The 12,232-nt window shown below is 39.2% G+C and carries 10 protein-coding genes and 2 pseudogenes; 4 read left to right on the top strand and 8 right to left on the bottom strand.

The annotated features are described in order from the left end of the window. Window positions 1-23 precede the first annotated feature (23 nt). Window positions 24-602 (bottom strand): annotated as a pseudogene (locus N1I80_RS20040) (sulfite exporter TauE/SafE family protein). A gap of 181 nt (window positions 603-783) precedes the next feature. Between N1I80_RS20040 and N1I80_RS20035 the strand changes: the two are divergent. After that, a complete protein-coding gene (locus N1I80_RS20035) occupies window positions 784-1,365 on the top strand; it encodes a TetR/AcrR family transcriptional regulator (RefSeq protein WP_340739594.1) in 582 nt (193 codons plus the stop codon). Window positions 1,366-1,384: 19 nt separating this feature from the next. Next, window positions 1,385-2,485: a serine hydrolase domain-containing protein gene (locus N1I80_RS20030; RefSeq protein ID WP_340739593.1), complete on the top strand. Its 1,101-nt coding sequence runs from the start codon at window positions 1,385-1,387 to the stop codon at window positions 2,483-2,485. Between the two features lie 103 nt (window positions 2,486-2,588). Here N1I80_RS20030 and N1I80_RS20025 read toward each other — a convergent pair whose 3' ends face one another. Next, window positions 2,589-3,137: a GH32 C-terminal domain-containing protein gene (locus tag N1I80_RS20025; protein ID WP_445683672.1), complete on the bottom strand. Its 549-nt coding sequence runs from the start codon at window positions 3,135-3,137 to the stop codon at window positions 2,589-2,591. A gap of 9 nt (window positions 3,138-3,146) precedes the next feature. Between N1I80_RS20025 and N1I80_RS20020 the strand changes: the two are divergent. After that, window positions 3,147-3,368 (top strand): annotated as a pseudogene (locus N1I80_RS20020) (hypothetical protein); the annotation flags it as partial. Between the two features lie 124 nt (window positions 3,369-3,492). Then, window positions 3,493-3,708, top strand: coding sequence for a hypothetical protein (locus N1I80_RS20015; RefSeq protein WP_340739590.1), 216 nt, complete (start codon window positions 3,493-3,495; stop codon window positions 3,706-3,708). A gap of 214 nt (window positions 3,709-3,922) precedes the next feature. Here the strand turns inward: N1I80_RS20015 and N1I80_RS20010 are convergent, their stop codons facing one another. The 6 genes from N1I80_RS20010 to N1I80_RS19985 form a co-directional block, all read right to left on the bottom strand. Then, window positions 3,923-5,419 carry a glycoside hydrolase family 32 protein gene (locus N1I80_RS20010; RefSeq protein WP_340739589.1) on the bottom strand — a complete coding sequence of 499 codons (1,497 nt, stop codon included), beginning with the start codon at window positions 5,417-5,419 and terminating at the stop codon, window positions 3,923-3,925. 233 nt (window positions 5,420-5,652) lie between these two features. After that, window positions 5,653-7,842: an alpha-galactosidase gene (locus N1I80_RS20005; protein WP_340739588.1), complete on the bottom strand. Its 2,190-nt coding sequence runs from the start codon at window positions 7,840-7,842 to the stop codon at window positions 5,653-5,655. A gap of 32 nt (window positions 7,843-7,874) precedes the next feature. Then, window positions 7,875-8,693, bottom strand: a complete 819-nt coding sequence (locus N1I80_RS20000) for a carbohydrate ABC transporter permease (RefSeq protein ID WP_340739587.1) — start codon at window positions 8,691-8,693, stop codon at window positions 7,875-7,877. Then, entirely contained in the window at window positions 8,693-9,529 is an 837-nt protein-coding gene (locus N1I80_RS19995; protein ID WP_340740102.1) for a carbohydrate ABC transporter permease, read from the bottom strand. Before N1I80_RS19995 ends, N1I80_RS20000 begins: the two co-directional genes overlap by 1 nt. Window positions 9,530-9,684: 155 nt before the next feature. After that, window positions 9,685-10,914: an ABC transporter substrate-binding protein gene (locus tag N1I80_RS19990; protein ID WP_340739586.1), complete on the bottom strand. Its 1,230-nt coding sequence runs from the start codon at window positions 10,912-10,914 to the stop codon at window positions 9,685-9,687. Window positions 10,915-10,946: 32 nt separating this feature from the next. Then, window positions 10,947-11,975, bottom strand: coding sequence for a LacI family DNA-binding transcriptional regulator (locus N1I80_RS19985; RefSeq protein ID WP_340739585.1), 1,029 nt, complete (start codon window positions 11,973-11,975; stop codon window positions 10,947-10,949). Window positions 11,976-12,232 lie beyond the last annotated feature (257 nt).

Below are 12,232 nucleotides of genomic sequence, written 5' to 3'. Positions count from 1 at the left end.
TTTATACGGAATTATTGTACTCATCACACAAAACTTTCAATTAAAAGAAAAATCCCTGTACAGATTAAAAGGATATATGTAAATATCCTAAAAACCTGTTGGTTCAACCATTTGAAAATAATTTGCCCTATAAACAAACCAAGGAACACCATTGGAATGGCATAAAGACTAGATTGCCAAATGATTTTGTTAGTCCCCGTAAAGATGATTTGGGTTAGTAGACTGATGAAATAAATAAAGAGATAAAAAGCTAACGTTGTTGCACGCAACTTCCCTTTTTCAGTGTCCGTCCCCGTGAAATAAAGTAATAATGGAGGGCCTGGCATACCGATGCTTGTTGTTAAAACTCCCGAAATCCCTCCAACTATGAAATCTCTAACTGGCGTTGATTTAACTTTCACATTGCCTATTAAAAGCAGAGTCAATACTAAAAGAAGTACACCAACTCCTAAATTTAAGGCATTTATATTCATAGAGATAAAGATGAAAACACCTAATGGTACACCAATCATACTTCCTATAATAAATCTTTTTAACAGCACGAAATCAATGTCATTTCGAATTTAAAAAATTAACGATAAAGAGATTAGTAACGATAAAATGGTATCTTATCATATTTATTAGAACTGGTGACAGCTGCTCGTTTGATTCCCTTTATGATGTCTTATCAACTAGTACTTGAAATCAAAAAAACTCTTTACAAACAGTAAAAGAGTAATATAATGATAGATATATAACGTGTGTTATCTTTTAAAAATTTTTTCTACTAAAGCGAGGATGTTTATGGCACCTAAAACAAAGTTTACGAAAGAAATTATCATTAATGCAGCTTTTGATATTGCAAAAGTTGAGGGAATCAATCAAATAACAGCTAGAAAAGTTGCAGAAAAAATGGGCAGCTCCATTGCTCCGATTTATGTGAATTTCACAGAAATCGAGGAGTTGAAGATGGCGGTTATCCAGCAAATCCATATGATTTCCCAACAAATGCTCATGACGAAATATACAGAAGATCCGTTTCTCAATATAGGCATTGCTAGTTTGAAATTTTCGAGAGACTATCCCGTTCTTTTTAAAGACCTTATCACGAATAATACGAAGTATATGACAGATGTTCAGCCTCCTGGAGATACGATTCTTCAGCAGATGAAACAAGCGCCAACACTTACTAGTTTCACTGACGAGGAAATGGGCAGTATTTTGTTTAAAATGAAAGTATTTCAAATGGGGTTGTCTGTGATGGATGTCAATGGGTTGCTTCCAGTACCTTTTGATGAACAGCAGTTGATTGAGTTACTAGAAAGTACGGGGAATGATTTAATACTTGCGGCACAGTCACGTCATAACGAGGAAGAACAAAAATAAATAATGGAGTGGTGTGCGAATGGTTAACGAAAGAGTGGAGACATTAATTCAGCAACACTTTAATAAAGTTGTAGAAAAAGACTCTCATATCCACAACGCTTATTTGTTAGTACATTCTGAAAAACATGGTATCCATGTACATACAGCAAAAGGTTTGACAGGCGATATGCCTGCCCATGCCCAGCAACCTTATTTTATTGCGAGTATTGGTAAGTTGTTCACCTCTATCCTGATCGGACTCTTGGTTGAAAAGGGGAAGCTCACATACGAGGATACAATCACTGCGTATGTGGATCCTGATGTATTGCGTGATCTACATGTTTATAAAGGAAGGGACTATACGAACGATATTAAAATAAAGCATTTATTAAATCACACGTCAGGCTTAAATTGTTTTTTTGAGGATAAGCCAAAACAAGGTAAATCTATGATTGATTTGTTATTTGAACAGCCTTCTCGTTACTGGGAACCAAAGGAGGTTATTGAATGGTCCAAAGAGCATTTGACAGCACACTTCCCACCGGAGAAAGGATTTCATTATTCAGATACGGGTTACAATATATTAGGGCTGATTATCGAAAGAATGACTGGAATGCCTTTAGCCGAGGCACTGCGCTTCTATATTTTTGAACCACTCGGTATGAGTGACTCGTATCTTTTCCGTGATTCATTGTCTTCGGATGAAGGTGAATATCCACTAGCACATCTCTATGGGAGAAGAGTTAATGTCACAGACTATCGCAGTTTAAGTGTTAGTTATGCAGGAGGTGGTATTATTTCAACATCAGAAGATTTACTTGTTTTTATGAAGGCGTTGGTAAACCACGAAATTTTAAGCGAAGAAACGATTTCTACAATGAAAAGTGATAAGGCGAAGTTTTTTATCGGTATCGACTACGGCTATGGATTAATGAACTTCAAAACGGTTCCCTTTATGATGCCTAAAAGATATAATGCGTGGGGAAATGCAGGTTCAACTGGAACATTTATGTTTTACCAACCTGATCTGGATACGTACTTCATCGGAAGTTTGAATCAGTTTCGTTATAATCGAAAAGCCTTTCGATTACTGTTCAAGCTCATTGATATTGTGTCCAAAACAAGCCATTCGAAAATATAAGTGCCCGAAGATGCAATTTCGGGCACTCCAGTATGTCGTACAATGTGTTCCTTCTATAATTACTCGTCAGTTAAGAACTCCTTATCCAACTATTCTTCAATTCCTACGCATCAAGTTGAATCAGTTTTGTTTCTCCATTGTCACTGAATAATTCAACGGAGATGCTCGTTTCATCTGGATAGATGCCTGCAGTCATTACTGTTTCACCATCATTGACAAATAACTCAAGTGAAGATTTGTCTATAAACAGATGGAGTTTGAGTGTTTCGCGGTCTCGACCATGAATGATGCTTTGCCTAATGCCACCCTCGCCATGTCCAGAAAGGTTACGGTCAATCCCAACTTTACCTTCAGTCGTATGATAAAAAATCTCGGTTTTCTGCTTGCCATCTGCCGAGCATCGAATATTAAGACCAAATTTTTCAGCCGTACTATCTTTTAACGAAAACTCAGCAATCATTTCAAGCTGGTCACCTTTAATGGCTGCTAATCGAATGTTATCATTAATGGTAGTGGGCTCAACTACGTTTTGTACTGCTCTTAATTGTTGTAATTCCTTGATTGGAGTCATGGAAAGCTCACCATACTCATTGAATTTCAACTCTCTCGGTAATGTTAACGCCCCAGCCCAACCATGTTTTTGTTCTGGCATTGTCGTTTCCCACATGCTCATCCAGCCGAACAAAATGCGTCTTCCTTATTTGAATTAGAGCATGTGGCCCATCTGTATGAACGACCAAATATTCATTATACATTCGTTACGATTGCAGGAAGGCAAATGGGTGTCGGTGGGGATGATAGCTGGGGTGCGCCAGTCCACGAAGAATATCGCATTAGCGCAGCCGAAGATTATACATTTGAGTTTATGATTGAACGTGTATAACTAAAAATATAACAACGAGCCTAGTGGTAGTAGACTGGGCTTGTTGTTATATCGTTTTGCGTTTGGTATAGTGGACTTAGCAATTCTTCCTTTTGTCCCAAGTAAAGTAAGCGAGGTTAATTTTATGAAGACTTTTATGTATTTATTGAGGAATGATTATGAGTTTTTAAGAGAAATCATCTTATTTTTATTTTGCCTATCTCTCGGAACATATAAAGTCTTTTTCCAAGATACAAATAAAACTATGGCAATTATTTTTGGCTTACTACTGTATGCAGGTGCTATAGTTTTTATATGGATTTTTATTGGGAAATTCAAAAAAAGCAGGGTAGTGAAGTAAAGCCTATGAAAATTTAACTTTCATAGAATGAAATAACACTAGCTATAGGTAGCAGTCGGTTATTGTAATCACTTTCAAAATTGCACGACATATATTGAAAAAGCTTAATCAACGGCTTCCGTGATTAGAAACTCTGCCTGCAGATGTTGTGTTCCAACTAAATAAAGCATAAAAGAAGCGCCCCCTAAAAAGATAGGTGGGCGCTATTTGATGGTCACATGCTGACCCAACTATTCTTCAATTCCCACGCATCAAGTTGAATCAGTTTTGTTTCTCCATTGTCACTGAATAACTCAACAGAGATGCTCGTTTCATCTGGATAGATACGGGCAGTCATCACTGTTTCACCGTCATTGACAAATAATTCAAGAGAAGATTTGTCTATAAACAGATGGAGTTTGAGTGTTTCGCGGTCTCGGCCATGAATGATACTTTGCCTAATTCCACCCTCGCCATGTCCTGAAAGGTTACGGTCAATCCCAATTTTACCTTCAGTCGTATGATAAAAAATCTCGGTTTTCTGCTTGCCATCTGCTGAGCATCGAATATTAATCCCGAATTTTTCAGCCGTGCTATCCTTTAATGAAAACTTAGCAATCATTTCAAGCTGATCACCTTTAATAGCTGCTAATCGAATGTTATCGTTAATGGTAGTGGGCTCAACTACGTTTTGTACTGTTCTTAATTGTTGTAATTCCTCGATAGGGGTCATGGAAAGCTCACCATACTCATTGAATTTCAACTCTCTCGGTAATGTTAACGCCCCAGCCCAACCATGCTCTTGTTCTGGCATTGCTGTTTCCCACATGCTCATCCAGCCGAACAAAATGCGTCTTCCTTGATCATCGAGCAAGGTCTGTCCTGCATAAAAATCAAAGCCCTTATCAAGCTCGGTAAATTGTCCATGCGAAAATTGTTTTGTTTGGTAATCAAAATCACCAATATAGGTCCCGTTCTGATACAGATTTTGATATAAATCTCCTTCAGGCTCAATTCCTTGTGGTGAAAAAAGCAAGATATGCTTTCCATCCAGTTCGAAAAAATCCGGGCATTCGAACATATAGCCCATCTTGCCTTTACTTTGTGCGATGATACCTTGATAGACCCATGTAGATAAATCAGTAGACTCATATAACAGTACATTGCCTAGCTCATTGACTTGATTCCCTAACACCATATACCATGTATCTTCGTGTTTCCAAACTTTTGGGTCTCTAAAATGTGGGGAACCATTTTCCGGAGACTCTGAAATAATCGGATTACCCGCCAACTTTTCAAAATGAATGCCGTCACTACTTTTCGCAACACATTGTACTTCAAAGAAATCGGAGCCATCTTCATTCAAATTGTTATGGCCTGTATAGAAAAGGAGCAATTCGCCATTATGTTCAATGGCGCTTCCTGAAAAACAGCCACTTTTGTCAAACTCATCTCCTGGTGCGAGTGCAACGGGGAGGTGTTCCCAATGGACAAGGTCTTTGCTTTTCACATGTCCCCAGTGCATGGGTCCTCCCTTTGGACCAAATGGATGATGCTGAAAGAATATATGATAGTCACCGTTCCATTGAATTAAGCCGTTTGGATCATTAATCCAGTGAGCGGGAGCTGTGATGTGATAGCCAAGTCGGTATGGTGTGTCTTTTACTTTTTCACTTGCCACTTGTAGGGCTTGTTCAGCTTTTATGATTCGTTCTTGATGATGTAAAACCACTGCAATCCCTCATTTCTATGTATAAATAAGTTGAATGTTTGAATATGCCATACAAACTAGCGTTGTTGAACCTACATATGTTGAATTTATGATTGTGACATAATCTTCAGCGGGAGGCATCCCCTAGCGCCGAGCGGTTTTAGTAAGAGTCTTTATTTCAACACATATGTATAGAAAGAAAACGATGATCCCTATGTCGTTGAACAGGGGATACGCATCGTCTTCTCTTTTACTTATAATGCTTTGAAATGCCAGACGTGACTTTGGAAGTCGCCCTTCATTTCGATTGGAATGCTTAAACCTGCGTAAGTAAGTTCGTCGCCGCCATATATTTTATCCGTTCCAAGCAATGTATATTTTTTCGTTGTATCAATGCCTGTTAAGCGTACGCTTCCGATTGCTGCATTCGCCTCTGCGAGTTCGCGGAACAAGTACACAATGACTTCTGTTTTATCCTTATTGGCAAACAGCCAAGCGGTCTCATTACCTTCAAAAGGACTCTTCAAACGATAAAATTCACCGAACTGGATAAGCTCGCGAATTTCTTTATATCTTGCCACTTGTGCCGTTACCGCTATTTTTTCATCTTCCGTCAGCTTCGTTAAATCCAGCTCATAGCCAAGATTCCCTGACATCGCAACATCTCCACGCATAGCGAGTGACGTAATTCGGTCGACTTGATGGTTCGGAACGGCTGATACATGTGCACCCATTGAAATAATCGGATAGACCATACTCGTACCGTATTGGATTTTCAAGCGTGAAATGGCATCTGTATTGTCGCTTGTCCATGTTTGAGGCATATAGTAAAGCATACCAGGGTCAAAACGACCACCTCCACCAGAGCAACTTTCAAATAGAATTTCAGGGAAGCGGGAAGTGATAGTTTCCATGACGTTATACAGACCAAGCATATAGCGGTGAGCTGTTTCCTTTTGCCTGTCAGCTGGCAGTAATGCGGAACCAACTTCTGTCATAGAGCGGTTCATGTCCCATTTCACATAGGAAATTGGTACACTTTCCAAAATCGCACAAACACGTTTCGTAATTTCTTCACAAACATCTGCCCTTGAAAAATCAAGGACTAGCTGATTACGGCTTTCCGAGCGGTTGCGCCCGGGAACATGCAGACACCAGTCGGGATGCTCGCGGTAAAGATCACTGTCAACCGAAATCATTTCGGGCTCAAACCACAGACCAAACTTCATACCTAAGTCCGTTACTTGGCTAGCCAAATCTTCCAATCCATTTGGTAGTTTCTCAGTATCTACAAACCAATCGCCAAGTGACGAGTGGTCACTATTTCTTTTCTTGAACCATCCATCATCCAAAACCATTAGCTCTATTCCAAGCTCCTGACCTGTTTTGGCAATATCAAGAATTTTATCAGCGTTAAAATCAAAGTAAGTTGCTTCCCAGTTATTGACGAGAATTGGACGTTCTTGCTCCTTATACATCCCTCTCGTTAACCGAGTTCTGTATAACTCATGGAAAGTTCTCGACATACCACCAAGCCCAGTCGATGAAAATACCATAACGGCTTCAGGCGTTTGGAACGTCTCTCCCGGTTCAAGTTTCCAATTAAAGTTGAACGGGTTAATGCCCATTGTTGCTCTTGTATTGTTAAATTGATCGACCTCTGCCTGTGCAAGGAAGTTTCCGCTATAAACAAAACTGAATCCGTACACATCACCCGTATGCTCGTCGGCACCTTTTCTGAGCAATGCCATGAAGGGGTTATGCTGGTGACTGCTTCCGCCTCTTGCACTTTCAATGGATTGAACACCATGTCTAAGCGGTTGACGCTCAATATGTCCTTCTTTGACATGACCACCATGCAGGTGCATGAAATCGAAATCTGCATCCCTAAAATCAACACTGACACTTAAAGCGCGCAATAAATTAAGTGATTCTGTTCCTTCATTGAGGAATTTTACAGATCGCGTAATGACATTAAACTGTTCAAAGACGGTATAACAAAGCACAACTTTTAAATTGGTTAACGCATCCCGCATGACAATTTCTAATGTTTCTGCCTCGTTATCGTCTTCTACATAAGTAGCCGGAAGACCTTGTAATCCAGGTTTTCCTTTTCGAATGATATGCGATTCATAGCGCAAATCACTAATGGTCGAGCCGTTTTCAAGTTGCACCTGATAAGCGGGCTTGCGATAGTCCGTATTCCCGAACTGTGGGTATTCCTGTGGTAATGTATCCAGCGAAAACGTTCGATCTTCCTTGTAGGGATTCCCAGAGAAACCACGGTCTACAAGTTGAATTTCATTTGAATAGTTAAAGTCATGTATTTTTCTTCCCCAATACAGATGGAGTAAATAGCCGTCACGTACAATTTCCATGACATAGCTCGTATCGTTTGCTTGTAAATGAAATGTTTTTTTCTTCGCATCAAAATGTATCGCCATACTAAAATCAGCTCCAAAAATATATTATAGTTTTACTTAACCGACCCTTGTACAACGCCGCCAATGATCCATTTTTGTGCAAATAGATAGACAATAACCATCGGTGCTAACGCCATTAAATAGGAAGCGAAAGCTAAGTTGTAATCTGTCCCGAATTCAGATTGGAACACATATTGAACAAGTGGGAGTGTGGCATGAGCCGAATCACTTAATATAATTAACGGCAACAAGAAGTCATTCCAAGCCCATAAACATGTCAAAATACCAATCGTCGCATTAATCGGGGTTAAAAGTGGGAAGATGACTTTCCAAAACACTTGCCATGTATTGCATCCGTCAATAATAGCAGCCTCTTCTAGCTCCTTGGGAATGGACCGGATATATCCGACATAGATGAAAATATTCATAGCCATACCATATACGACATAAAGCAAGATGAGTCCGCCTGGGTTATTTAGTCCGAGTGCAGATGTTTGCTTTACAATAGGCAACATGATAATTGGAAAAGGGATAAATAATGCACTGACAAAGTAGAAATATAAGCCTTTAAAGAACTTTTTATGCATATTTCTTGCCACTGCATAGGCTACAAGCGAATTAGATAAAATTGTGAGTACAAGTGTAACGCCTGTAATAAGCGCACTGTTTCTTAACGCATTAAAAAAGTTTGTTGCCTCGATTGCTCTTGTGAAGTTTTCCCATCGAAATACGGTTGGGAATGCCAGTGCTGATTTAGCAAGTTCCTGTGGATCTTTCAGCGCGATTGAGAAGGACATATATAATGGAAAAAGGATAATTAGCGAGCCAAGTGTAATCAGAATTGTGACAAGCCAGTTTGTTCTTTGTTTCATTACATATCCACCTCTCTTTTTTGCAAGATTTTAAGTTGGAAAATAGAGACCAACATAATCAGGATAAAGTAAATAACCGCGTTCGCTGATTGGAATGCGAATTCTCCACCTTGGAATCCACCTTTATAAATAAGTAGGGCAATGGATGTTGTCGAGTGACCGGGTCCTCCTCCTGTCATAGCGACAATCTGGTCAAATACCATTAAGAAGTTCTTCATCGACAAAACCATATTAATTGTAAAGAATGGAGCAATCATCGGGAAAGTGATTTTCCAAAATTGCTGCCAAGCGTTTGCGCCGTCTAAACCAGATGCTTCATATAATTCACCTGACACGGTCTGCAATCCAGCAAGATAAAGAATGATATTAAACGCGCAGGCTTGCCAAACGACAACAAGTAAGATACCGACCCATGCATATTTTTCTGAGCCAAGAATATTGACCATCAAAAAATCGATATCTAATTGCTCACCCATTTTTGGGAGAATATTTGTGAAAAAGAAGTTGAAGATAAACCCGACAATTAATACGCCTAGTACGTTAGGGAGGAAGTAAATGGCTCTGAAAAAGTTACGTCCTTTTATTTTCGCGTTCAGGCCTATTGCAACGAGTAAGCTAATGGCATTTACAAGAACTGTAGCCATGACGGCGAATGAAAATGTGAACTTGTACGAATCTAGTACGACTTTGTCTTTAAACAAATGTATATAGTTTTTAAAGCCTACAAAATCATACGCTACACTGATTCCGTTCCAGTTCGTAAAAGAATAATAGATACCTTGTAAAGCGGGGAACGTATGGAAAGTGGCAAAGAGTAAAACTGCGGGTATTACCATTGCATAAAAGGCCCAATTTTTTTTGGTAGAATTACGCTTTTTCTTTTTGCTTGAATTCACTGGTGGAGTCAAAGCAGGGCTAGCTTTTTTCATTATTATTCCTCCTTCCCTATCAAGGGAAGAGAAACTGGAATTAACCAGCTTCTCTCATGGTATTACTTGCGATCTTCAACCTTTTCCCAGTCTTTTTGCATCGTATCTAAAAATGCAGCTACATCTTTATTTTGAGCTAATATTTGTAGGGACTTATCAGCTGTGACACCTACCGGTATATAGTGGTCAGGGAAATCAACGAGTGCTCCCTGCTTAAAGCTTTCTTGCAAGCCTTCAAGTGATGGATCCTCTTGTAAGATTCCTTTTAGGGCTGGGAATGCATTTTGTTCTTGAATATAAGCAGTTAGAATTTCTTCTTTTAATAGAAAGTCGATAAATTTCTGTGCTTCTTCAGGGTGCTTCGATGATGCGCCTATGCTTAGTAGTAAATCGACACCAGAAACTACGTTACTTTCCCCAGGCGTGTTTGTTAGCGGGTAAGGGAAAACACCTAGATCGATATCAGGATTCGCTTTTTTGATTTCAGGAATTGCCCAAATACCTTGTAAGTACATGGCGCTTTCTCCGTTTGCAAAAGCAGTGTTTCCATCATTGTAAGCAACACCTTGTTGGTTTTTATGTCCATAATCGAGCAGCTGTACAAACTTTTCCGCTGCTTCTTTATATCTTGTTCCAACGAGCACATTACCTTTATTTAATTCATCATAAAAATCATCGCCTTGTGTATTTGCTGCAAGTACATTAAAGACTGGCAGTGTTGTCCACGCATCTTTAAATGTGAAGTAGAAGGGAGTTTGTCCTGATTCCTTTACTTTTTCTGACACTGCAATAAATTCATCCCATGTTGTTGGGACCTCGAGGCCTAACTCTTTAAAGATTGCTTTGTTATAAATAACACCGACTGCATTAGCGACATAAGGAACAGCATAAATTTCCTCTAAACCCGTGACATCTCTTAACATTTGCAAGTAAGCGGGTTGAATCTTGTCTAGGTTTTCATCGTTTGTCATATCTTTGTAAGCGCCTGCTTTTGATAGTTCTTTAAAGTTATTGTTGGCACCGATTCCAATGATATCGGGAATCTCATTTTTCATGACTCTTGTTTTTAAAACAACTTCTGCTTCTGGCGGGCTTACTTGTTCAACTTTAATCGCTGGATTTTCTGCCTCGAACTTCTCAATCAATTTAGCAAATGTAGGAATGGCTTCGGTTTTATAGTGAAAGAATTCGATTTTTACTTCATCACTTTTAGAGTCACTTCCACCAGAACAACCGGCAAGTAGAGCGACGGATAGGATACCTGCTGCGAGTAACGAAAACATTTTTTTCATAGATAAGACCCTCCAATATAACTTTTTTATTTTTATACTTTTTTAATGGCTACACTATCTCTAACGACTAATTCGGTTGGGAGTATGACTTTGAGCGGCAATATTCGATCACTATGCAAGCGATCATACAACAGCTTAACAGCAGTCCGTCCCATTTCTTCGGTATGAATTTTCACAGTCGATAATGATGGATTTAAATAGGCGGCAGAGTCAATATCATCAAAGCTGAACACCGATATTTCATCGGGTACCTTTATTCCGGCTTCGTGCAGGGCGCGCATAACGCCAATCGCCATTGGATCACTTGCAACGACAATTGCTGTTGGATTGGACGTAGATGCAATCAGCTCCTTTGTCAACAAGTAACCACTATTGGAACCGAAATCACCTAAAAGAATAGATTCCGGATTGTATAGACCTTTTTCCTTCATTTTCTTTTCATATATTTGCTTACGGGTATCTTCTTTTGCAATGATTTGTTCAGTTGTAATCCCTCTAATTGCACCTTGTCCGCCAATATAAGCAATATCGGTATGACCAAGGTTGAACAGATAATCCATTACTTCACTGGTTGCTGTTTCGAAGTCAGAAAGAACGACATCGTAGGTATTGTTTTCGGGTAGAAAGTCAACAATCACAATATTGTTGTTGTGATAATAGACATCTTGTAAATCTTCAATGACGACATCTCCGAAGACGATTAACCCATCCAAGCGGCTAAGTGTTGCAGCTGTAAAATCACTTTTACCGACTGTTAGTATAGATGAAATATTTATGGAGTACTTTTCACAGACGCTTTCTACTCCGAGTCGCATAGAAAGGAAATACGGGTCAACCGTTTCGTCATTGGATATAACGAGCCCGATATTTTTTACTTCTACAGAATCAGAGGCTTTGCTAATTTTTCTTCTTGGAAGCTTGTAATCGAGTTCATCAACGACCTCCATTATCCTTTTTCTCGTTTCATCAGTTACGGATAATGTAGGGTCCCCATTAATAACTCTAGATACGGTAGCTGTAGAAACTTCAGCTTTCGTTGCTATATCTCTCATCGTTGCCATCATACCACCCCTTTTAGTTAAATTAACTAAACTTGTTGTAAAGAATATATCAACTAATCTGCTATTTTGCAAGCGTTTCCAATGAAAAAGAATAGCATTTAAGAATTTTGAATCAAGAATATATAGTAGACGAACTGATTTTATTGATGGTTGTTTGCTGGGAAAGGTAATATTAACGGGCTTTCATCCCATTGGTTACCTCTCTAAGGAGGCTGTGCTGGGTTCGTATATGAAATTAAAGATTTCAATCTATCTCG

This window comes from Sporosarcina sp. FSL K6-3457 (assembly GCF_038007285.1).
GTDB lineage: Bacteria > Bacillota > Bacilli > Bacillales_A > Planococcaceae > Sporosarcina.
Note: the sequence above shows the minus strand (reverse complement) of the source record. Positions and strands in the feature narration are given on the sequence as shown.